At 69.7% G+C, this 25795-nt stretch carries 25 protein-coding genes and 1 tRNA gene; 20 read left to right on the top strand and 6 right to left on the bottom strand.

Annotated elements, in window-relative coordinates:
• Positions 1-45 precede the first annotated feature (45 nt).
• The 3 genes from OG417_RS44370 (at position 46) to OG417_RS44360 (ending at position 1694) form a co-directional block, all read left to right on the top strand.
• Positions 46-660, top strand: a complete 615-nt coding sequence (locus tag OG417_RS44370; protein WP_329242596.1) for a GNAT family N-acetyltransferase — start codon at positions 46-48, stop codon at positions 658-660.
• Between the two features lie 169 nt (positions 661-829).
• Positions 830-1459 carry a divisome protein SepX/GlpR gene (gene sepX / locus OG417_RS44365; RefSeq protein WP_329242593.1) on the top strand — a complete coding sequence of 210 codons (630 nt, stop codon included), beginning with the start codon at positions 830-832 and terminating at the stop codon, positions 1457-1459.
• A 161-nt stretch (positions 1460-1620) separates the two neighbouring features.
• A tRNA-Ala gene (locus OG417_RS44360) sits at positions 1621-1694 on the top strand.
• Positions 1695-2005: 311 nt separating this feature from the next.
• Here OG417_RS44360 and OG417_RS44355 read toward each other — a convergent pair.
• Complete coding sequence (locus tag OG417_RS44355) at positions 2006-2230, bottom strand: hypothetical protein (RefSeq protein WP_329242590.1); 225 nt, start codon at positions 2228-2230, stop codon at positions 2006-2008.
• A 7-nt stretch (positions 2231-2237) separates the two neighbouring features.
• Positions 2238-3059, bottom strand: coding sequence for an SAM-dependent methyltransferase (locus tag OG417_RS44350; protein ID WP_329242587.1), 822 nt, complete (start codon positions 3057-3059; stop codon positions 2238-2240).
• A 1333-nt stretch (positions 3060-4392) separates the two neighbouring features.
• On the opposite strand from OG417_RS44350, the gene OG417_RS44345 reads away from it, so the two are divergent.
• The 11 genes from OG417_RS44345 to OG417_RS44295 all read left to right on the top strand — a co-directional run bounded on the left by OG417_RS44345 (position 4393) and on the right by OG417_RS44295 (position 17524).
• The gene (locus tag OG417_RS44345; RefSeq protein WP_329263021.1) at positions 4393-4866 is read left to right on the top strand and encodes a carboxymuconolactone decarboxylase family protein; all 474 of its coding nucleotides are present in this window, start codon (positions 4393-4395) and stop codon (positions 4864-4866) included.
• Positions 4867-5685: 819 nt separating this feature from the next.
• Positions 5686-7077, top strand: coding sequence for an iron-containing redox enzyme family protein (locus OG417_RS44340; RefSeq protein ID WP_329242585.1), 1392 nt, complete (start codon positions 5686-5688; stop codon positions 7075-7077).
• Between the two features lie 77 nt (positions 7078-7154).
• Positions 7155-7547: a Rieske 2Fe-2S domain-containing protein gene (locus OG417_RS44335; protein WP_329242582.1), complete on the top strand. Its 393-nt coding sequence runs from the start codon at positions 7155-7157 to the stop codon at positions 7545-7547.
• Positions 7548-7596: 49 nt separating this feature from the next.
• Positions 7597-8712 carry a 50S ribosomal protein L11 methyltransferase gene (locus tag OG417_RS44330; protein ID WP_329242579.1) on the top strand — a complete coding sequence of 372 codons (1116 nt, stop codon included), beginning with the start codon at positions 7597-7599 and terminating at the stop codon, positions 8710-8712.
• A gap of 8 nt (positions 8713-8720) precedes the next feature.
• Positions 8721-10136 (top strand): iron-containing redox enzyme family protein, encoded by a 1416-nt coding sequence (locus tag OG417_RS44325; RefSeq protein WP_329242576.1) that lies wholly within the window; start codon positions 8721-8723, stop codon positions 10134-10136.
• Positions 10133-11233, top strand: a complete 1101-nt coding sequence (locus OG417_RS44320) for a hypothetical protein (RefSeq protein ID WP_329242574.1) — start codon at positions 10133-10135, stop codon at positions 11231-11233. Before OG417_RS44325 ends, OG417_RS44320 begins: the two co-directional genes overlap by 4 nt.
• 42 nt (positions 11234-11275) lie before the next feature.
• A complete protein-coding gene (locus tag OG417_RS44315; protein ID WP_329242571.1) occupies positions 11276-12538 on the top strand; it encodes an ATP-grasp domain-containing protein in 1263 nt (420 codons plus the stop codon).
• Complete coding sequence (locus OG417_RS44310; RefSeq protein WP_329242568.1) at positions 12535-13797, top strand: MFS transporter; 1263 nt, start codon at positions 12535-12537, stop codon at positions 13795-13797. The genes OG417_RS44315 and OG417_RS44310 overlap by 4 nt, the downstream gene beginning before the upstream one ends.
• Positions 13798-13822: 25 nt before the next feature.
• Positions 13823-15082, top strand: a complete 1260-nt coding sequence (locus tag OG417_RS44305) for an ATP-grasp domain-containing protein (protein WP_329242565.1) — start codon at positions 13823-13825, stop codon at positions 15080-15082.
• 27 nt (positions 15083-15109) lie between these two features.
• A complete protein-coding gene (locus tag OG417_RS44300) occupies positions 15110-16399 on the top strand; it encodes a hypothetical protein (RefSeq protein ID WP_329242562.1) in 1290 nt (429 codons plus the stop codon).
• 90 nt (positions 16400-16489) lie between these two features.
• Positions 16490-17524: a DUF4037 domain-containing protein gene (locus OG417_RS44295; protein ID WP_329242559.1), complete on the top strand. Its 1035-nt coding sequence runs from the start codon at positions 16490-16492 to the stop codon at positions 17522-17524.
• Positions 17525-17609: 85 nt separating this feature from the next.
• Here the strand turns inward: OG417_RS44295 and OG417_RS44290 are convergent, their stop codons facing one another.
• The 4 genes from OG417_RS44290 to OG417_RS44275 form a co-directional block, all read right to left on the bottom strand.
• Positions 17610-18818, bottom strand: coding sequence for a cytochrome P450 (locus OG417_RS44290; RefSeq protein WP_329242556.1), 1209 nt, complete (start codon positions 18816-18818; stop codon positions 17610-17612).
• A gap of 433 nt (positions 18819-19251) precedes the next feature.
• Positions 19252-19734, bottom strand: a complete 483-nt coding sequence (locus tag OG417_RS44285) for a nuclease-related domain-containing protein (protein ID WP_329242553.1) — start codon at positions 19732-19734, stop codon at positions 19252-19254.
• A 331-nt stretch (positions 19735-20065) separates the two neighbouring features.
• Positions 20066-20389 carry a helix-turn-helix domain-containing protein gene (locus OG417_RS44280; protein ID WP_329242550.1) on the bottom strand — a complete coding sequence of 108 codons (324 nt, stop codon included), beginning with the start codon at positions 20387-20389 and terminating at the stop codon, positions 20066-20068.
• Positions 20390-20391: 2 nt separating this feature from the next.
• Positions 20392-20841 (bottom strand): ATP-binding protein, encoded by a 450-nt coding sequence (locus OG417_RS44275; RefSeq protein WP_329242548.1) that lies wholly within the window; start codon positions 20839-20841, stop codon positions 20392-20394.
• A gap of 138 nt (positions 20842-20979) precedes the next feature.
• On the opposite strand from OG417_RS44275, the gene OG417_RS44270 reads away from it, so the two are divergent.
• From OG417_RS44270 to OG417_RS44250, 6 genes are all read left to right on the top strand, one after another.
• Entirely contained in the window at positions 20980-21855 is an 876-nt protein-coding gene (locus OG417_RS44270) for a helix-turn-helix domain-containing protein (protein WP_329242545.1), read from the top strand.
• Positions 21848-21949 (top strand): DUF397 domain-containing protein, encoded by a 102-nt coding sequence (locus OG417_RS44265; protein ID WP_329242542.1) that lies wholly within the window; start codon positions 21848-21850, stop codon positions 21947-21949. Before OG417_RS44270 ends, OG417_RS44265 begins: the two co-directional genes overlap by 8 nt.
• Complete coding sequence (locus OG417_RS54650; protein WP_425550880.1) at positions 21933-22016, top strand: DUF397 domain-containing protein; 84 nt, start codon at positions 21933-21935, stop codon at positions 22014-22016. The genes OG417_RS44265 and OG417_RS54650 overlap by 17 nt, the downstream gene beginning before the upstream one ends.
• A 103-nt stretch (positions 22017-22119) precedes the next feature.
• Complete coding sequence (locus tag OG417_RS44260; protein WP_329242539.1) at positions 22120-24297, top strand: MMPL family transporter; 2178 nt, start codon at positions 22120-22122, stop codon at positions 24295-24297.
• Between the two features lie 5 nt (positions 24298-24302).
• On the top strand, positions 24303-24992 hold the full coding sequence (locus OG417_RS44255; RefSeq protein WP_329242537.1) for a response regulator transcription factor: 690 nt from the start codon (positions 24303-24305) through the stop codon (positions 24990-24992).
• Entirely contained in the window at positions 24989-25780 is a 792-nt protein-coding gene (locus OG417_RS44250; RefSeq protein ID WP_329242534.1) for a sensor histidine kinase, read from the top strand. Before OG417_RS44255 ends, OG417_RS44250 begins: the two co-directional genes overlap by 4 nt.
• Positions 25781-25795 lie beyond the last annotated feature (15 nt).

Raw genomic sequence — 25795 nt, 5'->3', positions numbered from 1 at the left:
GTGGCGCACGGCGAGTCTCGGGGCAATCATGGAGGGGTGGATCGTATGCGGGGTTGGCCCGCCACCTTGGCCGAGGGTCCGGTAGGGCTCCGGCCGTTGCGTCTTCGCGACGCCTCCATCTGGCGGGAGGTGCGGATCCGCAACGCCGAATGGCTGCGCCCCTGGGAGCCCACCAATCCGGAGACGCCCCTGTTCCGCAGCGGCATCGGCCCCTACATCAGCATGGCGCAGACGATGCGCCGCGAGGCACGTCAGGGCCTCGCGCTGCCCTGGGTGGTCACCTACGACGGTGACTTCGCCGGTCAGCTCACCATCGGCGCGATCGTGTGGGGCTCCGCACGGTCGGCGCAGGTCGGCTACTGGATCGACAAGAACGTCGCCGGCCGGGGGGTGATGCCGACCGCGGTGGCCCTCGCCGTCGACCACTGCTTCTTCAACGTCGGCCTCCACCGCGTGGAGGCCAATATCCGGCCGGAGAACGCCGCGAGCCGCCGTGTCGTGGAAAAGCTCGGATTCCGCGAGGAAGGCGTCCGCCAGCGGCATCTGCACATCGACGGAGCCTGGCGCGACCACATCTGTTACGCCCTCACCACCGAGGATGTGCCCGGTGGACTGATGTCCCGCTGGCGGGCGAGCACGCGGCAGCCTTTCCCCCGCTGAACCGGCAGATCGCAAAAGATTGGTATCCCGACGTTTATGTGCGGCCCGATCTCGCGACACACCGCCCCGAATACTCGTCAACCACTGACGGTGGGTCCTAGCGTGCGGGACGTGAGCGCGCGCGTATCCAAGGTCGGCGCGGGCCTGGACGCGGCAATGGGGAGGGCTGATGAGCAGTGCAGTCCTCTATTTGGCGATCGTAGCCGTCTGGGGCGTCGTTCTCGTGCCGATGTGGCTCCGCCGCGACGGCGACGGCATCGGCCGTCTCCTGCACCGCCGGGGCGAGCCGCTCGCGACTGACGACCTCGCCTACGAGGAGCCGGACGCGGCGGACGAGAGCGTTCCAGAGGCGGACGTGCCGCCCTCCCACCAGGAGCCCGCGGCGCCTGTGGCCTCTGGGGACCCTGAGGCGCCCGCGGTACGCCGGCGCCGGGCCACCCGGGGCGCCGTCATCGCCCGCCGCCGTCGCCGCACGCTGGGCCTGAGCCTGCTGACGCTGACCGCGATCGTGGTCACCGCGTCGCACGCCGCGCCGTGGTGGTTCACCGTCCCGCCGGTCGTCCTGCTCGCCGGACACCTCTCCCTGCTGCGCGTCGCCGTCCGCATGGACCAGGCCCGCCGCGAGGAGATGCGCCGCCGGGCCGCGGCGGCGCGCGCGGAGGCGGCCAGGCGGGCCCGCGAGGAGCAGCAAGCGAGGGAGACCGAGGCCGCCCGTACGGCGGAGGTCATCGAACTCCCCGCCTGGGCCCAGGAAGAGGTCTACGACCAGTACACCGACCGCCGCGCGGTCGGCGACTGATCCCCTGCACAGACCTTCAGAACGGGTGCGGTGCGGCACGAGCCGGGCCACCGCCTTCGGAGTCTGCCGCACCCCTTCTGATCTTTTTCGGGCGGGCGGCCTCCCGAACCCCCTCGGGTGCGCGAGGAGTGCCCAATGTTTGCTAGCCTTACTGCGTCGTTGGGGCTGTAGCGCAGTCCGGTAGCGCACCTCGTTCGCATCGAGGGGGTCAGGGGTTCAAATCCCCTCAGCTCCACTGTGGACCTGGGACCAGTGTGGTTGGCGACTTTGTCGTCTTCCCCGCTGGTCCTTCGTCATTTTGTCCAGGGGGCGACCCCCTGGAACCCCCGATGTGGGGGCTTTGCCCCCACGCCCCCTCCCGGGCTGGGCTGTTGGTCACGTTATGCCTTCTGGTCAGTTCCACCAGGAGGATCAGGTGTTTTGGTTTACCAGTTGTTCGGCGTAGGCCAAGGTGTACGGGGGCCTGCCGGATGTTGTCCGGGTAGAGGGCGACGTGGTCGGTGGCGCGTCGGCGCGGCGGTACTACAGAGCGCCGAGCGGGAGCGGTCACAGTCCCGGGCGTCGGTGGTCGGCGTACATCCATGCCCACGTGTCGGCCGATGTGGGCTCATCCGGCATCCACAGCACCGGCTTTCCGGTGCCCTCGTCGCCGCGCACGAGCCTGCCCGGGGGAAGCGGAACGGACAGGCTCCGTTCGGCCGCCCTTCCTTCTCCCAGGAGTTCCGGGGCCTGCTCCCGCTCCGGTTCGGTGGGTTCGGCGTTCGTCGGCACAGTGCTCCTAGGGCTTTGCCGCGACTCCGCAGTAGGTCATGACCTCGTGTGGCGCTCGGCGGGGGCCGAAGCCGGGGCGCCACTCCGGGCAGCACACGATGCCGGGTTCGACCAGTTCCAGGCCGTCGAAGAAGGCTCCTATCCCGGCCTTGTCGCGACCCTTCATCAGCGTGGGGATGTCGCTCTCGTTGTAGGCCCGGATGGCTGTTCGCGTCGTCGGCGCATCGGTGCACGCGTGTGTCAGGACGAGATGACTGCCGGAGGGCAGCGCGGCCATCAGTCGCCGTACGAGGCCATAGGCCTCTTCGTCGTCGGCGATGAGGTGGACGACGGCGAGGAGCATGAGGGCGATCGGCTTGCCGAAGTCCAGCGTCTCGGCGGCGGCCTCGAGAATTCTCTCGGGCTCGCGCAGGTCGGCGTCGATGTAGTCGGTGGCGCCTTCGGGGGTGCTGGTGAGCAGCGCACGGGCGTGGGAGAGGACCATCGGGTCGTGGTCGACGTACACGACCCTTGACTCGGGGGCGATCCGCTGCGCCACCTCATGGGTGTTGTCCATGGTGGGCAGGCCGGTGCCGATGTCGAGATACTGCCGGATGCCCTTCTGCTCACCGAGGTGGCGCACCGAGCGGCTGAGGAAGTCCCGGTCCGCTCGTGCCGACTCGACGATGCCGGGCACCAGTCGCGCGACCTTGTCGCCGAGTTCGCGATCGACCTGGTAGCAGTCCTTCCCGCCCAGCCAGTAGTTCCACACGCGTGCCGAGTGCGGGCGGTCCATCGCGGGGGCACGGACGGGTGATTCCGCGGAAGGGTCGTAGCCCTGACATTCCATGGGGGACAACTTTCCACAAGTGCATCCCGGTATGGGGGATATGTGGCGTGAGTCTCGTCATGGAGGACTCGGTGTGCCCGCCCCGGGGCGGCACCTGAACACCATCGGGCGTCGCCCGCGATCTATTATCGCCTGATTCGGCTCTGTGTGATGGGGGCCGTGGTCTTGACAAGGTCTCCCGGAGCATCAGCCCATCTGTGGCGTGCCGAAGATAAAACGACGGAGTGCTTATCTCGAAGATCTTCCGCAAGAGTAAGTTGCGGGCGGGTTGGTTCCCCGATTCACAGTGTGGGCTGCAGTTGCAGGGAGCCGCCCAGTGATTACAACAAGGAGAACGATCTCGGTGCCGGCCTCGCGGCGATCGATCTCGGCGTCAAAAAGTGGTATCGAGTCTTCTTCGAGCATCCGATAATCGCGGCCTGTCTCCGCGCGAATGTCATTCGGCCGTGGGAGGCCGCTTGCCTGCAGCTGACCAGCTGACGGCGGCAGCCGGCCGACTCAGGCCTCGCGCCACGGCCCGGTCCCTTCCTGGGGATGACCGCTGCTCGCCTGGCCGTGGCGTACGGGTCGGTTCGGGGAGAATGCGGTCATGTCAAAGGCGAAGACGGCGGTGGCACCGCCGGGGGCGGCACTCCCCGCGAATGAGGAGAACCGATACCTCGCCAAGGTGAAGACATCGCTGGCCCGTCGCTGGTCGCACACCCGGATGAAGGAGTTGTTCGAGCAGGCCGACCTCGCGCGGTACCTGTGGGCGCTCGACCGTGAGGCGGAGGCACTCGACGTGCTGCGATCGGTCACGTCGATCGTCCATCCGCCGGGCGGCGCGGGAACGCCGAACTACAACGTCTGGAGCCCGGTCGTCACGATGAACGCGATCGAGGCGCGCATCTGCCGGTTGGCCGGCGACGAGGCCGGTGCGGCGGCGCCCGTGTCGCGCCTCATGGCGGATCCGGGCCTGGCCGCGAACCGCGACTTCATCGCGGGCAAGGTCGCCGATGCGCCGGGCGCGTTCGCCGACGCGAACGCGGAGTCCTCGGTGAAGTGGGCGTGTCACAAGCTGTCCCGGACGATCGGCGGGCTGACCTTGCTCTGCGAACTGGGCGTGGCCGGTCACCCCTATGCGGACTGGTACGACGTCGGAGGTCGACCGACTGATCGTCACGGGGCGCGCCCTGCTCGCCTCCCGGCTGAGGGCATCGACACCCTGACCGTCACCGAGCGCGCGACGACGGCTCACGAATGGGGGAGACGTGGGTCACATCGGGGGGATGTCACATCTCGGCGCTCCGTGCCGTCGACAGGGGTGTATCCCGAGAACGGCAAGGAGATCACCATGGAAGCCCGTCTCAACCTCTTCGGCAGCCCCGTCGCGGCGAAGTTCGGCAAGTACATCAACTCGGCGGGCAAGGTCGTGACCGACTCGACGCTGCCGAAGGCGACGCAGGAGCTGGTGAAGATCCGCGCCAGCCAGATCAACGGTTGCGCCGGCTGCCTCGACATGCACACCAAGGAGGCCGCGCACGCGGGGGAGACCTCCGTGCGCCTCAACCTCGTCGCGGCGTGGAGAGAGGCGAAGGTCTTCACCGAGGCCGAGCGGGCCGCCCTGGAGCTCGCCGAGCAGGGCACCCGCCTCGCCGACGCCGCCGGTGGCGTCACCGATGAGGTCTGGGCGAACGCCGCCAAGCACTACGACGAGGAGCAGCTCGCCGCCCTGGTGGCGCTCATCGCCCTCATCAACGCCTACAACCGGCTGAACGTCATCGTCCAGCAGCCGGCGGGCGACTACCAGCCGGGCCAGTTCGCCTGAGCCGTCCCGGTGCCGCGTCAGGCCGGGCCGGACGTTCGGAGTCCGGCCCGGCCTGACGTCGTCTCGACGGCGGCTTCCCCGGCCTGAGGCATCGCGAAGATGCTTTTCATTCCGTGACGGTGGTTATACGGAAAGGATAGGGAGGAGCCGTCGGTGAAACTTTCGTCACGAGTTGTTGGGTGTGTTCGTCAGGGGTTTTCTCGGCCCCCGCCGAGTGGGTAAGGGGCGCGAATCGGCCGGATATGGCCACCGTTTCAGGGATCCTTCTCTTGCCTGCGGATCGAGCAATCGCCTCGGACGTTCTCGATTTCTTTACCTGACCATGGTGGTCAGCGTGCCTGACGGCGGGTGTACGGTGTCCGCGGCACCGCGCCAGGTCTGTCGCACCGGCCGGTGGCGTCCCGAGTCCGCGCAGGTGGGACGCTCGGCATTCCTCGACTACGCCCCTGACCAGGCGGTCATCGCTCTCGTCATTCCCGCGCACGGGCGGCGCTCCCGGGCGCGGCAAGGCGGGCGTCGCTCCGGTGCGGCGCCGGAATGAAGCCTCTCGCCTGGTATGCGAAGAATGTCCGGAAGATGGCCTTATGTCTTATTTTTGTGTTTCCGGAACGTTATACCGGCGGGCGCATTTCGAGTGTTAATCTGCCCGCCAGATCGACCCAAGGGGTGGGTCTTCTCTTTGGGTAATACGTCCATTGCGCAGCGCAACATTGTTGTGCTGTGCCTGAGCTGAGTCCTTGTCTCGCGTTATTGGGCGATCCTCGACAACGCGATCATCGTCTAAGCCTGATCGATTTAGACTTGTTGGACGGTTGATAAATGACAATTCGGCATGTCTCGGTACCGCTGGGAGCCGTTACCGAGACCCTTTCCGAGCGGGCCCTCTCGTTCGCGCGAAATCCGCTGTTCGGCGGCGACCGTCACGTGTTGCACGGTCCCAACCCGTACCGGCGGATGCTCGCGCCGGAGACGTTCGGTGAGATCGACTTCGGCCGCCCGCTGACCGCCCGCGACCGGGTCACGTACCGGTCGCTGGCCGCGCACCGGCTGCTCGGCACGTTCTATGAGTCCGAGACGGTGCTGCTGCCCGAACAGGGGCTGACCGAACTCCGCGGCGACTTCGAGGAGTTCTACGGCACCGGGCTCCGCCATCTGCGCGAGGCCACCATCTCGGACCTGGAGCGGTTCGCCTTCGACTGTCTCGCCGACGAGGTGGACGTCAGCGGGAACTGCACGGTCGACGTCCTCGACGCGTACTTCCAGCACGTGACCGACGAGTCCGAACAGGGCGAGTCGCCGGCGCTGAACGCCATCGCCGCGGCCCGGCGCCCCGAGGTGGCCGCCGACACCTACCTCGTGCAGCTCGCGCTCGACGGGCTCACCGAGGCGTCGGCGATGTCGCGCAACCTCGCCGGAGCCTACGGTCCCGAACAGTCGGCGCTGTTCAAGATCTTCATCGACGAGTTCGGCTACGGCGTCTACGACACCAAGCACACGACGATCTTCGCCAAGATGCTGCGCAGCCGCGCCATGGCGACGCATGTGCACGCGTACTGGAACTTCTACCTGGCCGGGCCGCTCGCCACCAACAACTTCTACTACTACCTTTCCCGCGACCACGCGAAGTTCTTCCGCTACGCGGGAGCGGTCACGTACGCGGAGGCCGTCTTCGCGCCGGCGTTCGTGAAGATGATCAAGGTCTACCGCGAGATCTTCGGCGAGGACGTCGACCTGCACTACTGCGACGAGCACGCCCACATCGACGAGCACCACGGGCGCATCACCCGCGAGCAGGTCCTGCTGGCCCTGGCCGAGAAGCACGGGCCGGGCGTGGTGCCCGAGCTCATGCGCGGCATCGCCGAGGCGCGGCTCGTCGGCGGCTGGTTCGAGGAGGACACCGCGGCCCAGATCCGGTGGGCCGACACCATCCCGCGCCACCGCGAACTCGCCGCCGCCGCCCGTACCGGCGAGCCCCGGCCCGTGCGCGCGAGCGCGGACGGCCCCTTCGGCACCCGCAGCCACGACGGCGCGGTGGTCCTCACCCTCGACACGGGCGAGGCCGACCTGGTCACCAGCGCGACCGGCGAGCCGGAGCGGCTCGTACGCGGCGACGCCGTGCTGATCCCCGCGGGCCGGGTGTACGGGGTCATGGCCGTGTCGCCGGAGTGCCGCTACCTGCTGCACCCGGTCGTGGACGAGCCCACGGCATAAGCCCGGGTTTCCCTCACGGGTCACGCCGACCGGCGTGTCCCGATCCGAGCATGCACCCACGCCCGAAGGAGGAGCCGATGAGTCGTGTCGTGGTGATGGACCTGCGCAGGCACAACACCGTGCTGGTGGGGCACAACCGCTACTTCGTGTTCGAGCCGGACGGACGGCCGCTGCTCGTCCACGACCGGTGCCCCCACCGCGGCGGGCCGCTGAGCCTGAGCCGTCAGACCCCGGACGGCCGCCGGCTCGTCTGCCCCTGGCACGGCACCAAGGTCGGCACCGCGGCCGTGAAACGTACCTCCGTGCCAATGGTGCGCAGCGGCGACGAGGCGGTCGTGCTGCTCCCCGATGTGGAGGACGACACGCCGATCACCGTCATCCACAAGCGCATTCTGGCCAACCTGCCGCCGGAGGACGAGCAGGCGAGGACGGAGCCCTGCCCGGCGCGGGCGGCGGGCGTACACGAGTAGCCGATCGACGATTCGCCGGGTGAACGGCAGAGAAGACGGGTGATCGAAGATGGAAGACGACGTCCAGGCCGGGGGCCTGGTCGACGCCGCCAAGGTTCGGCGGGAGGCCGGGAGACCGAACCTCGAGGGCCTGATCGACTGGGGACACGCCCTGTACGCGGAGGGCCGGTACGACGAGGCGGCCAAGGCGTTCGAGTTCGTCCTCGACGTGGAGGGCGGCAACTGGCGGGCGCTCATCGGCCGCAACCGGGCGATCCGCCGGAGCGTGCCGCGCTGGCACTGGGAGATGCTCCACGACGAGCTGCGCTCGGAGCTGTACGACAAGGCGATCCGGCACATCGTCTCGCCCGAGCACCTGGTCCTCGACGTCGGCGCCGGCTCGGGGCTGCTGTCGATGATGGCCGCGCGCGCCGGCGCCCGGCAGATCGTCGCCTGTGAGGCCCAGCACCCGGTCGCCGAGGTCGCGCGGCGGGTCATCCGCAAGGCCGGGCACGACGACGTGATCACGGTCGTGCCGAAGATGTCCACCCGGATGCGCGTGCCCGAGGATCTGCCCCGCCGCGCCGACGTGCTGGTCACCGAGACGGTCGACTGCGCGCTGCTCGGCGAGGGCATCCTGCCCACGATCGCCCACGCCCGCGAGCACCTGCTCACCGACGACGCGATCATCCTGCCGTGCGGCGGGCGCGTGTTCGCCCAGCTCGTCGAGAGCCCGTCGCTGTACCGCAAGAACCACGTGGGGCAGCTGTACGGTTTCGACTTCACCGAGTTCAACCAGCTGTCCTCCATCGAGTACTTCGACTCGCGGCTCCGCCACCACGAGCACCGCATGCTGTCGGAGCCGATCGAGGTCTTCCGCTTCGACTTCTACCGCGACACCGCCGAGCCACGGCGCGCGGAGTTCGTCGTGCCGCCGTCGGTGGCCGGCACCTGTCACGCGGTCGCGTTCTGGTTCGAGCTCGACCTGGTGCCCGGCCTCAGCCTCACCAACGCCCCGAGCACCCCGAACACCCACTGGAAGCAGGCCGTCCAGTGCCTGCCCGTCCCCATCAGCGTCCAGCCGGACGAACCACTCCTGCTCGACGCCCGGCACGACGGCGTGAACATCCACTTCACCGCCGTCGCCAGCGGCGTACGCACTCTTACGGACGGAGCCGCGGAATGACGCGCGGAATGATGACTGTCACCGGGGTGGACGCCGGCCCCATCGAGGCCTACTGCGCGCAGCGCGTCTTCCGGCCGGGGCCGGAGATCTACATCACCGGCAACCCCTACCGCCGGCCGGTCGGCCCGGACGGCGTGGGCGACCTGGACTTCTCGGTGCCCGCCACGGAGGCGGAGTTCCTCGGGTACCGCCAGCTCATCGCCGGCCGCATCCTGTGCAACGCGTACGAGAGCGACATGATCCTGCTGCCGCCGGGCGGTCTCGCCACGGCCAAGGAGGACTTCGACCTCTTCTACTCCGACGAGGTACGCGGGCTGCGCGACACGATCCGGCCCGGCCTGGAGCGCTACGCGTTCTCCTTCCTCGACGACGCGGTGACCGTGCCGCCCGTACGGACCCTGGAGGAGCTGCAGGCGTACTTCCTCGGCGAGGTCAGCGGCGCGGGCGCGCCCGCCGACCACACCGGGAACAACCCGGCGGTCGAGGAGACCGCGTCGGTGAGCGGCACCATGCGCGCGATCACCGAGTGCCGCCACGCGGAGGAGGCGGCCGGGATGCACCTGATCCAGCTCGCCCTCGACGCGCTGACCGAGGCGTCCGCGATGGCACGCAACCTCGGCGGCTCGTACGGCGTGGAGCAGTCGGAGCTGTTCAAGATCTTCAACGACGAGTTCGGGTACGGGCTCTACCCCGCCAAGCACAGCACGATCTTCAAGGGGATGCTCGCCAGCGTCGGGCTGCGCACGGACCTGCACGCGTACTGGAACTTCTATCTGACCAGCTCGCTCGTCGGCGTGAACTACTTCAACTGGCTCACCGAGGACCATCGCGGCGTGTTCCGCTACATGGCCGCGGTGACCTACCTGGAGTGGCTGTTCGCCCAGGGCTTCGCCGACACCGGCGCCATGCTGCGCGCGGTGTTCGGCGACCGCGTCGACACCAAGTACTGCGACGAGCACGCCCACATCGACGTCCACCACGGCCGGATGACCTACGAGAACCTGCTGCTCGGGTTCGCCCGCGCGCACGGCGACCTGGTCATCCCCGAGCTGGTCCGCGGCATCGAGGACACCAAGCTGCTGCTGCGCCTGGGCGATGAGGACTTCCGCGCGCAGATCCGCTGGGCGGACACGCTGGATGAGCACACCCGCCTGGGCGCCTCCCTGGCCACCTCGGCGCGCGACGACGCCGAGGTCCGCAGGCTGCGGCCCGGCGACCCGTTCACCACCCGCGTGTACGACGCCGACCGGGTCATCGAGGTGACCGGCGGCGAGGTCGACGTGCACGCGTGGGCGACCGACCGGCCGCACCGGCTCGGCAGGGGCGACGCGCTGCTCGTACCGCGCGCGCGGCTGCACGGCCTGACCGCCGTCTCCGGGGCGGCCGATGTGGCCGTACGGACCGTCGAAGGGAGCCCGGCGTGACGACGAACCCGGTCGGCTCGTACAACGAGTGGGACCCGCTGGAGGAAGTGATCGTCGGGGTCATCGACGGCGCCGCCGTGCCGCCGTGGCACCCCGCGATCGAGGCGACCGTGCCGCCGGAGGCCTGGGAGTTCTACCGCCGGAACGGCGGCGGGGCGTTCCCGGCCGAGCAGGTCGAGGCGGCACGCGAGGAGCTCGACGGGTTCGTCCGGATCCTCGAGGCCGAGGGCGTGACCGTACGCCGGCCGGACCCGGTGGACCAGTCGCGCTCCTTCGGCACCCAGGCGTGGCAGTCCACCGGCGGCTCGTCGCACACGTTCCCGCGCGACATCGCGCTGGTGGCGGGCGAGACGATCGTCGAGGCGACGATGGGCTGGCGGTCGTACTACTTCGCCACCCATCCGTTCCGCACGATCTTCAAGGACTACTTCCGGCGCGGAGCCGGCTGGGTCGCCGCGCCCAAGCCGGAGCTGACCGACGCCTCCTTCAACCCGCGGTACGCCGAGGCCAAGCCCGCGGGCGGGCCGTCCAAAGACAACCCGTTCCCGCCGGAGACCTCGGTCATCACCGAGTTCGAGCCGATCCTCGACGCCGGCGACTTCATGCGGTTCGGCCGCGACATCCTCGTGCAGCGCAGCCACGTGACGAACCGGTTCGGCATCGAGTGGGTACGCCGGCTGCTCGGCGACCGGTTCCGGGTACGCGAGGTGGCCTTCGTCGACGACCACCCGATGCACATGAACGCCACGTTCGTCCCGCTGCGGCCGGGCAAGGTGCTCATCAACCCCGAGCGGGTGCCGGAGCCGCCGGAGATGTTCCAAGGCTGGGACATGATCGTCTGCCCCGAGCCGGCCATTCCGGCGGACCAGACCATGTACTTCTGCAGCCGCTGGATCGCGATGAACACGCTGATGCTCGACCAGGAACGGATCTTCGTGGAGGCCCAGGAGACCGAGCTGCTCCGGCTGCTGGAGAAGGAGGGCTTCACGCCCATCCCGGTGCCGTTCCGCACGGTCAACACGTTCGGCGGCGGCTTCCACTGCGCCACCCTCGACGTCCGCCGCCGGGGCGGACCGGAGGACTACTTCACCGGTTAGCCCGGGACTATCCCCTGCCTTCCAACCCTGATCGAGGTCCGCATGTCACACCGCCCGCCGGCGGGCGACGACCGCCCGCTCCTCCTCCTCGTCGCGAGCAGCTACTGGGTCTACCGCGCCTACATCCTGGAGTCGGTGTCGGCGCGGTACCGGCTGTGGCTGCTGAACCCGGCCCCGCCCACCTGGGAGGACCCCTACATCGTCGGCCACACCGTGGTCGACTGCCTCGACCTGGACAAGCTGACGGCGGCGGCCCGCGAGGTGGCCGACCACCACGAGATCGCCGGCGTCTACTGCTACGACGAGGTCTACGTCGAGACCGCGGCGCACCTGAGCGGCGCGCTGGGGTTCACCACCTTCACCCCGGACGCGGTCGCACGCTGCCGCGACAAGAGCGCGACCCGCGAGGCGCTGCGGAAGGCCGGGCTCCCGCAGCCCGCGTCGAAGGCCGTCTCGTCCCTGGAGCAGGCCCGCGCGTTCGCCGCCGAGATCGGCTACCCGGTCATCCTCAAGCCCCGCAACCTCGGCGGCAGCATGGGCGTCCGCAAGGTCGAGCGGCCGGAGGAGCTCGATGCCGCCTTCGCCCTGACCGACGGGGTCCGGATGGGCCGCATCCGCCAGTTCGAGGACTACGTGATCGTCGAGGAGTTCCTCGACGGCCCGGAGATCTCCGTCGAGTGCGTGCTGCACCAGGGCACCTGCACACCGCTGATCGTGGCGCGCAAGTTCCTGGGGGAGGGCAGGTTCGCGTTCGAGGAGGTCGGCCACGACGTGGACGCGAACGATCCGCTGCTGGGCGACCCGCTGATGCGTGAGACGGCGCGCCGCGCGCACGAGGCGGTCGGGTTCACCGACGGCTACACCCACATCGAGTTCAAGCTCACCGGCGGCGCGATGCACGTTATCGAGATCAACGCCCGGCTCGGCGGCGGGATGATCCCGCACCTCGGCCGGCTGACGTCCGGCGTCGACGCGCCGCTCGCGGCGGCCGACGCCGTCGCGGGCCGGGCCCCGGACGTGACGCGCCCCGGGCCGCTCCGCGCCGCGTCGGTCCGGTTCGCCTATCCGCCGTACGACATGGAGATCACCTCGGCGACGGCGCACGAGGAGTTCCTGCGCCCGCCGATCGTCGAGATGCAGGTCGGGACGCAGCCCGGCACGCAGGTACGGCTGCCGCCGCGCGGCCTGGCCCGCAGCGGCTACGTGATCGCGGTCGCGGACACGCTCGCGGAGAGCCGCGCGGCCGTCGCCGGCACCGAACGGTTCTTCACCTTCACCGGAACCCCGCTGGAGCCGGCGTCATGACCACGGGGGAGCCGCACCCGACCGTCCTGTCCACGCTGCGGACCATGAGCGGGCCGGTCCGGGTGCTGGTCCTGGGCAACCTGATCAGCAACCTCGCCGCGTTCCTGAACGCGTTCCTGGTGCTGTTCCTGACCGGGCAGGGCTTCAGCGCGGGGGAGAGCGGCGTCGTCCTCATGGCGCTGATGGTCGGGCGGATCTCCGGATCCGCGGTCGGCGGCTCGGTCGCGGACCGGATCGGCTACCGCTGGGTCGTCACCGGCTCGATGGCCGGGACGGCCGTGCTGACCGCGGCCATCGTGCACGTCCCCAACGTGTGGGTGGGCGCGCTGGTGGCCTGCGGCGCGGGCCTGACCGCGAACGCGTACCGGCCCGCGGCCATGGCGTGGATCGTGGCGGAGACGCCGAAGGACCGGCACGTCATGGTCTTCTCGCTGCTGCGGCTCACGTTCAACGTGGGTTCGACGGTCGGCCCCCTGGGCGCCGCCCTCCTGCTGGCGTACGCCTCCTACGACGCGTTGTTCTACGTCGACGCCGCGACCTCACTGGCCTTCGGCGCCGTCGCCTTCGCCGCGCTCGGGCCCGGCCGCGAGCCGGCCCCCGCGGCGGCCGGGAAGACCGCGAAGCAGGAGGAACGCCCCGGCTACGGGCGGGTGCTCGCCGACCGGCGTTTCCTGCTCGTCGTCCTCGGCCTGTTCCTGACCGCGCTCGCCTACATCCAGAGCTCGGCCGCCCTGCCGCTGTTCGTCAAGGGGTCGGGCCACAGCGCGCAGGTGTACGCGACCCTGCTGACCGTCAACGGGTTCATGGTGATCGCCTGCGAGGTGCTGCTGTCCAAGTGGACGCAGCGGCTGCCGATCGGCGTCCCCATGGCGGCCGGGATGGCGCTGCTGGGGGTCGGCCACCTTCTCTACACCGGGCCCAGCCCGGTGGCGATGCTCGTGCTCGCGACCGTGGTGTGGACGTTCGGAGAGGTCGTCGCCGCGCCGTCGATGATGGCCTACCCCGGTCTCGTCGCACCGCCCGCCCTGCGCGCCCGCTACATCGGCGCGGCGACGACGCCGCAGCAGGTCGGCTACGCCGTCGGGCCCCTCATCGGTACGGCCGGATGGCACGCATGGGGCTCCGGGGTGTGGGTGCTCACCGGAGGTTTCGCGCTGGCCGGCGCGGTGTTCGTCGCGGCGGGCGCGGGGCTGCGCCGCCGGCGCGTCGAGCCGGAGCCCGCCGAACCCGCCCTGGCCTCCTCGGCCGACAGCCAGTAAGACGCCCAAGGAAAAGGTGAACGTCATGGACAGACCAGTCGTCGCGATCGTGCAACCCTTCACCTCGGCGGCGATGATCGCGCCGGCGCTGCGGAAGGCGGGCATCAGCCCGGTCGCGGTGATCGACTACGCGGTCCCGGGGTGGGGCTCGCTGTTCTCCTCGCACGTACCCGGTGACTTCGACGCGATCATCAACCACCACGGCGACCTGGCCGGGACGACCGAACGGCTCCGGGCGCTGGGCCCGATGGGCGTGATCCCCGGCCTCGAGTCGGCGCTGCACCTGGCGCAGGACCTCTCGGACGCGCTGACGCCCGCGTACTCCAACGTGCCCGAGCTGGTGAACGCCCGCCGGCACAAGTACGTCATGCACCAGACCGTCGCCGCCGCGGGCCTGCCGATCCCCCGGCAGATCTGCACCAGCGACGCCGGCGAGGTGGCCGCCTGGATCGAGCGCGAGGGCTTGACCGGACGGGACCTGGTGATCAAACCGACGAGCAGCGCGGGCACCGTCGGGGTGAGCCGGGCGCCGGGCGGGCGCGGGTGGCGCGAGCAGTTCGACGCGCTGCTCGGCACCCGCAACAAGCTCGACGAGGTGGCCGATGAGGTCCTCGTCCAGGAGCAGCTGACCGGCACCGAGTACGCCGTCGACACCGTCAGCCACGACGGGCGGCACTCGATCACCGACATCATCCGCTACAAGCGGGTCCCGTTCGGCGAGGGCATCGCGGTCTACGACAGCGTCGAGTGGCTGCCCTACGACCGCGACGCGTACGGCGACCTGATCGACTACGGGCTCGGCGCGCTGGACGCGGTCGGGCTGAAGAACTGGGCCGCGCACACCGAGATCATGATGACGCCCGACGGACCGCGGCTGGTGGAGGTCAACGCGCGCCTCGCGGGCGCCGGCAACCCCGCCGTCACCGAGATCGCCACCGGCGGGAGCCAGGTCACCCGGATCGTGGACGTGTGCCGGGGCCTCGGCGCCGAACTGCCGCCCGGCTACACGCTCCGGCGCAACGTCATGGCGGTGTTCCTGATGTCGCACTCGACGGGGATCGTGCGCAACGCCGAGATCTACGACCAGGCCCGCGAGCTGCCGAGCTACCACTCCCCGGTGCACGTCGTGCGGACCGGCGACCACGTGGACGCCAGCACCGACCTGCTCGCCAGCATGACCATGGGCTACATCATCCTCGCGCACGAGAGCAGCGACCAGATCCACGCCGACCGCGAGGCCATCCGGAAGATCGAGAAGGACCTGATCGTCACCCCGGACGCCTGACCACCCCCCACGATGAGGAGCCCACGGATGGTCACCGAGAAGTACCTGGACGCCTGTGCGGCGGACGCCGGCCTGCGCGACGTCATGGCGAACGCCGAGTTCCCCGAGGCGTTGTACGCGGCGTGGGGCAAGTACTTCCTGCCGCGTCCGCTGTTCTGCGCCGAGGACCGGATCCGCCGCGCCGCCGCCGACGTCGCCGGCCTGTTCGACCTGATGGTGTCGCTGCCGGACCGGCTCTTCGGCGGCGACGTCCGCAAGTACTGCGCCGCGATCGGCGCCGACGAGCGGCGCACCGAGCTGATGGCCCGGTTCACCGGCGAGCAGCCCCTGTACGGCCGGGCGGACCTCTACGACGACGGCGAGAGCTTCCGCCTGCTGGAGTTCAACGTCGGCAGTGAGCTCGGCGGGGTCGACGTCAGCCAGATCAACCACTCCCTGCTCGCGATGGAGCCGTTCGCGAAGTTCGCGGCGGAACACGGCCTGACGCACGTCGACACCCCGGCGGCCATGGCCCGGCAGTTCGCCGCGGCGACGGGGAAGGAATCGCCCGTCGTCGCGACGGTGGAGGCCGTCGGCGGCATGTCGCCGTACTACGAGTCCCTGCACCGCTCCTTCCAGGAGACCATTCGCGGGTACGGCGTCGAGACGGTGTACGGAGAACTCGACGACGTACGGGTCGAGGGCGGCCGGGTGTACGTACGGGACCGGCCGATCGACCTCCTCCTGCGCTACTTCTCGGTCAACCAGGTGGCACGCGACCCGCGCAACGACGAGTACGTCGAAGCGGTCACCCGAGCGCACGAAGAGGGCCAGGTCGTCCTGTGGACGCCCCTGAACAGCGCGCTGCTGTCATTCAAGACCTGCCTGCCGCTCGTCTCCGACCCCGACTTCCGGGCGGACCTGTCCGCGGAGGAGAACGCACTGATCGACCGCATCCTGCCCTGGACACGGACCCTCACGCCGGAGCTGGCCGACCTCGTACGCGCCGAACGTGACCAGATGATCCTCAAGCCGTTCGCGGGCCTGGCGGGCCAGGGCATCCGCGTCGGCTGGGAGCAGACCGACCGCGAGTGGGCCGAGACGGTCGCCGAGTGCCAGGGCGGCGACCACATCGTCCAGCGCCGCGTCGACCCGGCCCCGGAACCGGTCATCAACCCCGAGACCGGCGAGGTCGAGGACTGGCGGGCCGTCTGGGGCATCTTCGCCTTCCCGGCCGGGTACGGCGGCGTACTCTGCCGCGCCCTGCCGCCCGGCGAGGGCTCGGTCGTCAACCTGCAGAGCAAGGGAGCCAAGGTGGCCTCGGCGTTCCACTACTGAGAAATCTCGGCGCATCCGGCCGCTTGTGAAGGCACCCCGCGGACGGTTAATGGCTTGCGTGCGGGGGCCTGTGTCTGCTGCGGTGGCGCGGTGGACGTCTCCGGAGCCGTGCTGGCCCGCTCTTTCGCCGCCGAGGTCGTCGAGCCCCTTCTCGACCGGGTCTTTCCCGGGCTGTCGTACGCCACGGCACGTCTCGGCTCGGGTTCGGACGTTCTCGGCCTCGACGACACGATGAGCCGTGACCATGACTGGGGTTGCCGCTTGACGCTGCTCGTGGAGGACGGAGCGCCGGTCCCACGGATCATCGAGGTACTCGAGCGAGAGCTGCCCCAGACCTTCCAGGGCCGTCCGGTGAGATTTCCGGTGACGTGGGACGCCGCGCGCACGCACAACGTGGAGACGGCCACGGTCAGGGACTTCGCCGTCGGCAGGCTGGGGGTCGACCCGCTCGGCGGCCTCTCGGTGGTGGACTGGCTCAGCCTCACCGGGCAGAGCGTGCTCGAGATCACCGCCGGCCCCGTGTTCACCGACCGGACCACCACGCTCGCCCGGTGCCGGCAGGCGCTGCGCTGGTACCCGCCCGACGTCGAGCGGTACGTCCTGGCCGCGGGGTGGAAACGCCTGGCGCAGCAGATGCCGTTCGTGGGACGGACCGCCGAGCGCGGCGACGAGCTGGGCTCTCGCCTCCTTTGCGCCGAATTGGCCGCCGACGTGGTCTCATTGGCCTTCACGCTGTCCCGGCGTTGGCAGCCGTACGCCAAGTGGCGCGGCACGGTCTTCGCGACGCTTCCGGTGGCCGCCCGGCTGGACTTGCGGCGGGTGGTGGCGGCGTCCGGCTGGAAGGAACGGGAGCAGGCGCTGGCCGAGGCCGCCGAGGCTCTGCTGGACGTCCAGCGGCAGAGGGGCCTGCCGACGCCCGCGCGCGCCGTCACACCGTTCTGGGACCGGCCCTACCGCACGATCGATGAGGAGGTCGTACGGGGGCTGCTGGCGGAGATCGCCGATCCGGAGATCCGGAGGCTGCCGCCGGCCGGATCGGTCGAGCAGTGGGTCGGCTGCGTGGACGTGCTGTCACACGCGGGGCGGAGAGCGTCGCTGCGGGACGCCTACGAACGCTGGGATTAGCCGGTTTCCGGTGTTCCGCTACCGACGCGACGGCAGTTCGCCCGGGGAAACACCTCGAGAGCCGCGCTCGGCCGAGATCGTGTGCTCAGCCGTCGGCCCGTGTCGGCTCGACCGGGTAGACGAGGGGAAGGTCGGCGACGCCGACCAGTCCGGCCGGCCAGAGGGCCGCTGGGCGAACGCCCTCGGCGAGCCGGTAGCCGGGGATGCGGCGGTGCCATTCCTCCAGGACCACCTTCATCTCCAGCCGGGCGAGATGAGCCCCGAGGCAGAAGTGCGGCCCGCTGCCGAAGGCCAGATGAGGCTGGCGGCGGTGGAAGTCGATCGTGTCGGGCTCGGCATGTTCGGCGGGGTCTCGGTCGGCGACCGCGACGGCGACATGGACGGCGGAACCCGCGGTGACCCGATGGCCGTCCAGCCGCATGTCCTCGACGGCCACGCGGGGGAGGGTCAGGATCGGGCCGTCGATGCGGAGGAGTTCCTCGACCGCGTCGGGGATGACGCCCGGGTCGTCGACGAGCTGCTGCCGTAAGTCCGGCCGGGTGGCCAGGATCGCGAAGGCGTTCGACAGGGCGTCGGTCACCGTGTCGAGCCCCGCGAGGACGAATTGGAAGCACATGCCGAGGAGCTCATGCTCGGTCAGACGGTCGTCGCCGGTGTCGGCGAGGAGGACTGCCAGCAGGTCGGTCCCGCAGCTCTCCGCGCGGCGCGCCGCGATGTGCTCGACCAGATAACCGAAAAGCTCGCCGGCGGCCTTGGCGGCGGCCTCGGAGGGGGCATCGGCCCCGAACTCGGGGGCCGAGCCGAGGATGGCGTCCTTCCAGGCGATCAGGCGATCGCGGTCGGCGAGGGGGAGTCCGAACATCGTCAGGAACACCTGCGCCGGCAGCGGTACGGCGATGCTCGAGACGAAGTCGCAGCGGCCCGCGCCGGCGACGTCGCCGACCAGCCTGACGGCGAGCGCTCTGATCTCGGGCTCCATCGTCCTGATCCGGCGCGGGCTGAAGTGGGGCTGGAGCAGGCGCCGGTAGCGGGTGTGCTCGGGCGGGTCGAACGCGATCGGCAGCATCGGCACCGGGCTGCCCGCACTCTCGTAGGCCCGCTTGGAGGAGAAGAGCTCTGGATGCCGCAGGACGTACTCGGCGGTCTCCCGGGAGATGGCCGCCACCCCGGTGGTGAGTCTGGTGACCGGTCCCCGCTCGCGAATCTCGGCGTAGGCGGTGTCCCGGTCCTCGCTCACCGGCAGTCTTTCGATCGAAAGAGGCTGCTGGACATCGGCTTCACCATGGTCGGTCATCGGAGGATCCTCACTGCCGCCGAAGCCCTGGTCGGTCAAACCGTAACAAGCGACCGATTGACTGAGAAGTGCACTTTATTATGGCGTTTCCGTTCGCTCGGACGTCGTTGTCCGTGGCGGGCGTCAGGCTTGCACGGTGGGCCGTACGACGCCTCGATGACGAGGAGCTGGTCGATCGCGGCTATGGGAGGTAACGCCGGGACGGGCGGCGAGCGCGGGTGTCGGGGCGCCCCAGCCGCAGTGCCCTGGTCAGCCAGGGAATTTCATCGTCGCCGGTCTGTCTGCGCAGCGACAGCCGGCCCGCCACGGTAGTGGTGATCTGCTCGACGTCTTCCGGTGAGTAGATCGGGTCGCCGTTACGGAGAATCCACGAGGCGACTAATCGACTGTGGATGACCGGTACGCCCTTCACTTCCTCGGCTTTGAGCCGCCTCTAGGGCGCCCCGCTCACGGCAAGTATCGCGTGCGTGACGATGTCTCTACCGAGGGCGCCGCGAACGAACTCGGCCATGGTCTGTGCGTGTTTCCGGACCGTCGTTATCGGCGAAACCGGCGGATACTCGTCTGCGTCGAGGCGATTATCGTCCGGCCAGAGAAGGGGCTGCGCCCGGAAGGTCTCGCTATCGATCAACCAGATGCCGGTCGGCCCGATGAGGATGTGCTCGGCGGTCTCTTTCCCCTCGAGGAGACAATCGTGAAACGCATAGTAACCTGCCCGTTCCAGCCGGAACAGCGCCCGTACCGTCGTCCGCGCCGCGCGCTTCGATTTGAACATCTCGGTCGCCATCCGATGACGACGCCACACGTAGGTGAACTCCGCCGCCACCGCGAGCGCGCCGATCACCAACCCGTTCCGCCACGAGAGCACAAGGGTGAAGAAAATGAACGGAATGAGGAACACCAGCAGTCGGATCATGACCCGGCGAGGGCGGCGTCGAATCCATCGTGCTTCGTAATACCCCTGCGTCGATTCCCCGGCCGCAGTGGCACGGTTCTTGCTGTAGATAGATCGTCCAGGCATCGCTGACCTCTTTGCCTGAAATGTCGTTGCCGTACGGGTCGCCTAGGCCGTCGGCTAGCATTCCCGTGGAAGGGCGAAGTAAGCATTCGATGCCGTACAAAGGCGCACGCCGAGAAGGGTGTCGTACCGTAAGATTTTTGTTGCCTACAGTAAGCCGTTTATCGAGCGGTCGGCCCTCTCTTGCGTGATGGCCCGGTCATGGTCGGCGACCGTGACCCCGGTGCCGTTACACGACCTTCCGCCTGAGGAGCAGGCGGCGGATGGAGCCGTAGTCGCGGTCGAACTTCTCCGCGACCTGGCGGATGCTCCACCCCTGTTCGTAGAGGCGTACGGCGTCGTCCTTCCAGGTGTCCGCGTCCGTACCACCGGACGCTTCGATGATGGCGTAGATGTCGGCCGCCCGGTAGCGGCGATGGCCGCCGGGGGTGGCCTGGGCGGTGAGCCGGCCGGCCCGGGCCCAGCTCGCCAGCGTGGTCGGCCGGACTCCCAGGAGCCGTGCGGCCTCGCTCGGCTTGAGCAGCGTTTCGGGGGCGGGGCGTGCGGGGAACACCGTCAGGTCCTCGGTAGACGGAGTTCGGCCCAGACGAGCTTGCCGCCGTCTTCGCAACGCTCGGCGGCCCATCGCGCGCAGATGAATTCGACGATGCCGAGGCCGCGTCCGCCGGCGTCGTCCTCGCTCGCTTTCCTCGGGGTGGGAAGCATTGGATTGACGTCCCATATCTCGGTGAAGAGACTCGGTGTCGTCCACCGCAGCCGGATTCTGATGTTCCCGGTCTCGGCCCGGCCGTGGGTCGCGTAGAAGAGATGCGTTGCCTTTATGGCATTGATCGTTAATTCCGACATGACCAATTCGGCGTCATCGGCGAACCCGTGCGGCAGGCGCCACTGACGTGCGACATCGATGACGAGCCGCCGCGCGAGCGGCACGGCCTCGGGTGTCGCGGCAAGCGCTACCGACTCGGCTTCTTCTGCCGGAAAGAACGCCTGCCGAGGCATTCCCATGTGATCACCTCCGAATTGCCACACGCCTCCATATGGCATGTGGCAGGCTTCAGTCGTGGGCCAGTTTGGTACCGCATTCAAGATCAACGCAAGATATTGCGTGTTTTATAGAGAAATTCTAGATTCGGAGGTCTCTCAATGTCCGCGCGCCCCCGTCCGACAATTCGTCTTCGCCGCCTGGCGGGAACCCTCTGCCGCCTTCGCGCGGAAAGGGAGCTCAGCCGGGACTACGTCAGCGAGAAGACCGGCATCAACCCCGCGACCTTGTACCGCATCGAGACCGCGAGGGCGCGCCCGCAGGTACGGACGCTCGACGCCCTACTCGCCGTGTACGAGGTGACGGACGACCAGCACGCCGCCCTGATGAAGCTCCTTAGGGACGCCGCCTTCCCGGGCCTGCTCCAGCCGTACACGGACGACCTGCCCGAGGAGTACGGCACCTACATCGAGTTCGAACAGGAGGCCCGCTCCGTCTGGAACTACCAGAGCCTCTACGTCCCCGGCCTGCTCCAGACGGAGGAGTACGCGCGGGCAGTCATCCCCGGCGGGATGCCGTCACTGACCCGAGCCGAGGTCGATCGACGAGTCCAGGCTCGTATTGAGCGCCAAGCGGTGCTCCAGGGTGACGACCCGTTGCGGCTCTGGGCCATCTGCGACGAGGCGGCGCTCCATCGGGCCGTCGGTGGGCCGATGGTGATGCGCGACCAAGTTCTCCATCTCATCAATGCGATGGAGTCGCCCCACGTGACGTTTCAGGTGGTCGACTTCGCCGCCGGCGCGCACCCGGGGATGCATGGCTCGTTCGTCGTGATGAACTTCGCGGACGATCCGCAGGTGGTTTATATCGACAGCATGGCAGGTGACCGCTTTCTGGAAGAGGATGCCGAATTGCGCCGATACACTGGCTTTTACGAGCACCTTCGAGCCTTGGCACTGAACCCGGCCGCGACGCGGCGGCTGCTGACTCGCGTAGCTGGTCAGTACCAAGCGAGAGGAGAGACAGGCGATGACTGACCTGTCCAAAGCCGAGTGGCGGAAGAGCAGCCGTTCGAGCTCTAACGGCGAGTGCGTCGAGGTCGTGGTGATCGGCGGTGCCGACCGTGACTGAGTGGCGGAAGAGCAGCCGTTCAAGCTCTAACGGCCAGTGTGTCGAGGTCGCGGTGGTCGGCGCCTGAGCCAGTCCCCGGCCACGCGGGGGAACGCCGGGGATCGACCGTCAGGCGACCGTCAGGTTCGCGGGCGTCAGGTCGTCAGGTATGGGCGGTGTGATGAGGCTCCTTGATCCACGATCGGTGGGAGTTCATCGTCATGGCCGCACTGCTCTACCGGCTCGGTGCCTGGACCTGTCGGCGCCGCCGGACCGTCCTGGTGGCCTGGCTGGCCGCCCTCGTCGTCGCCGGGGCGCTCGCCGCCACCGCCGGCGGCTCGTATGAGGACGACTTCTCGATCCCCGGCTCGCGTGCCCAGCGGGTCCTGGACACCGTCACCGAGCAGTTTCCCGCCTCGTCGGGTGCCACCGCGCAGGTGGTGTTCGTCGCGCCCGCCGGTCACAAGGTCGCCGAGCACGAAGCCGTCATCGAACAGACCCTCGCCGCCGCCACGAAGGCGCCGCAGGTGGCCGGGGTGGTGGACCCGTTCATCACGAACACGGTCTCGCCGGACGGTCGCGTCGCCCTGGCGTACGTGCACTACCACGAGAACCGCACCCACCTGAAGGACGGCACCCTCGAAGCGCTGGAGAATGTCTTCCGACCGGCCCGTGAAGCCGGGCTACGGGTGGAGGCCGGCGGGTCGGCGTACGGCGACGGCTCTGATGGCGGCGACGGCACCGAGGCCGCAGGGTTGCTGATCGCGCTGGCCATCCTCCTCATCACGTTCGGTTCTCTGGTGGCGGCCGGGTTGCCTCTGCTCACCGCGCTGCTCGGGGTGGGTGCGACCGTCGCCGGCCTGGCCACCGTCGCGGGCATGCTGACCTTGCCGACGACCGCGCCGGCCCTGGCGCTCATGCTGGGGCTGGCGGTCGGCATCGACTATGCGCTGTTCATCGTCGCGCGGCACCGGTCGCAGCTGGCGTCCGGCGTACCCGTGGACGAGTCCGTGGCCCGTGCGATCGGCACGGCCGGCGCTGCCGTGGTCTTCGCCGGCCTCACCGTGGTCATCGCCCTGGCCGGGCTGACCATCGTCCGGATCCCGTTCCTGACCGCGATGGGACTGGCCGCGGCCGCCGCCGTGATCGTCGCGGTGCTGGTGGCGGTCACCCTGATCCCGGCCGTGCTGGGCTTCGCCGGGGACCGGCTGCGCCCGAAACCCGGCTCGCGGGCCGTCCGGCGCGAGGCCGCCGACGGCCGGCCCACCATGGGCGCGCGCTGGGTCCGGCTGGTCACCCGCCGACCGCTGGTCACGACGCTCGCCGTCGTCGCGGCGCTCGGCGTCATGGCCCTGCCGGCGGCGGGGTTGCGCCTCGCGCTCACCGACAACGGTTCGGCTCCGGCGGCCAGCACGCAGCGGCAGGCGTACGACCTGACGGCCGCCGCGTTCGGACCGGGCTTCAACGGCCCGCTGCTGGTCCTGGCCGACCTGGCGAACGAAGGCGACAAGCGGGCCGCCGCCACGGCGCTGGCCGAGAGGCTCGGTGCGGTGGACGGGGTGGTCGCCGCCGGACGCCCGCAACTGTCCGCGAACGGCCGGTACGCACTGCTGACAGTGATCCCCGAGACCGGGCCGCGGGACGAACGTACCGAAAAGGTGGTGACCGGCCTCGAGGCCGCGGGCGGGGAGTCCGCGGGGGTCACCGGCGTGACCGCCATCGGCATCGACATCTCCCAGCTGCTGAGCGCTTCGCTCGTGCCCTATGCCCTGGTCGTTGCAGGTCTGGCCGTTCTGCTGCTGATGGTGGCCTTCCGGTCGCTGGTGGTGCCGCTGAAGGCGACGCTGGGCTTCCTGCTGTCGGTCGGCGCGACGCTGGGCGCGGCGGTCGCGGTGTTCCAGTGGGGCTGGCTCGCCGATCTGGTCGGGGTCTCGCGCACCGGGCCCGTGATCAGCTTCATGCCGATCATCCTCATCGCGGTGCTGTTCGGCCTGGCGATGGACTACGAGGTCTTCCTGGTCAGCCGCATGCACGAGGAGTACTCCCACAGCCGCGACCCGCAACGCGCGCTCGGCCAGGGGTTCCAGGCCTCGGCACGCGTGGTGGCGGCGGCCGCCCTGATCATGACCGCGGTCTTCGCGAGCTTCATCCCGAACGGCGACGCCACGCTGAAGCCCATCGCCTTCGCGCTCGCGGTGGGCGTGTTGCTGGACGCGTTCCTGATCCGGATGACGCTCGTGCCGGCGGTGCTGGCGCTGGCCCGGCACGGCGCCTGGTGGTTGCCGCGGTGGCTCGGCCGGGTGCTGCCGGACCTGGATGTGGAGGGCGCGCGGCTCAGCGGGCGCGCTTCCCTCCTGATGGTGGAATAGAGGACGTGGACCGCATTCTGGTGGTGGACGACGACCCGGGGCTGCGGGCGTTGCTGCTGTCCGCGCTGCGGTTCGCGGGGTTCGAGGTCGAGGCGGCCGGCGACGTGCCGGCCGCACTGGCCGCGATCGAGGCGCGCACGCCGGACGCGATCGTGCTGGACGTGATGCTGCCCGGCACGGACGGCTTCGACCTGCTGCACCTGCTGCGCTCGCAGGACGTCCACGTGCCGGTGATGTTCCTGACCGCCCGCGACGAGCTGGACGACCGGGTGCGCGGGCTGCGCCTGGGCGGCGACGACTACCTCACCAAGCCGTTCAACGTCGTGGAGGTCGCCGCGCGGCTGGAGGCGCTGCTGCGGCGTTCCCGCCGCGTACCGCCGGCGGTGCCGGAGGGAGTGCTGCGCTGCGGCGACCTGGAGATGGATGAGGCCCGGCACACGGTGACCCGGGGCGGGCGTCCGGTCGAGCTTTCCCCCACCGAGTTCCGGCTGCTGCGCTACCTGCTCGCCAATACCGGGCGGGTGGTCTCCAAGGCGCAGATCCTGGACCACGTCTGGCAGTACGACTTCGGCGGCGACGCGGGCGTGGTCGAGCGTTTCGTCTCCAACCTGCGTCGCAAGATCGACTTCGGTGGGCCGTCGTTGATCCACACCGTACGGGGGTTCGGGTACAGCCTGCGGCCGGTGCGGCGGTGAACCGGTCCTCCCGGTGGCGGCCGGTCCTCGTCGCGCTGCTCGCCGGCCCGCGAGCCGGCGTGCTCACCGCCAGGCTCCAGAAGGCGTTCGACGCCCAGCGACGGGCCGAGGACCGGTTGCGCAGCTTCGTCGCCGACGCCAGCCATGAGCTGCGCACGCCCCTGGCGACCATGCACGGCTGGATCGATCTGTACGTCCAGGGCGGCCTGCGCGACCCCGACCAGCTCGACCACGCGATGGAACGGATGCAGGCCGAGGTGGGCCGGATGCGGCTGCTCGTCGACGAACTGGCGCTGCTGGCCCGCCTCGACGCGGCCCAGCCGCTGAACCGCGGGCCGGTGGACATGGTGGCGCTGGCCGGCGAGGTGGTGGACGACGCCCAGGTGGTCAGCGCCGACCGGGCCATCACCCTGCAAGGGGTGGCGCACGCGGTCATCGACGGGGACGGGCCGCGCATCCAGCAGGTGCTGCGCAACCTCGTCGGCAACGCGGTGCAGCACACCCGGCCCGGCACGCCGGTCACCGTTACCGTCGGCTCGCAGGACGGGCAAGTGGCGATCGCGGTACACGACGAGGGTGACGGCATCGCGCCGGAGCATCTGCCGCACGTCTTCGAGCGTTTCTACCGCGCCGACCCCAGCCGCAGCCGCGACAGCGGCGGCTCGTCGGGCCTGGGGCTGGCCATCGTCGAGGCGATCGTGACCGCGCACGGCGGCACGGTCGGAGTCACCTCGGCGCCCGGGCAGGGCACCACCGTCCAGGTCACCTTCCCGGCGACGGCTCCCTGACCGACCAGGTCGAGG

Source organism: Actinoallomurus sp. NBC_01490 (assembly GCF_036227085.1).
In the GTDB taxonomy this organism is placed as follows: Bacteria; Actinomycetota; Actinomycetes; order Streptosporangiales; family Streptosporangiaceae; genus Actinoallomurus; species Actinoallomurus oryzae.
This window is presented reverse-complemented; position numbering and strand designations above follow the sequence as displayed.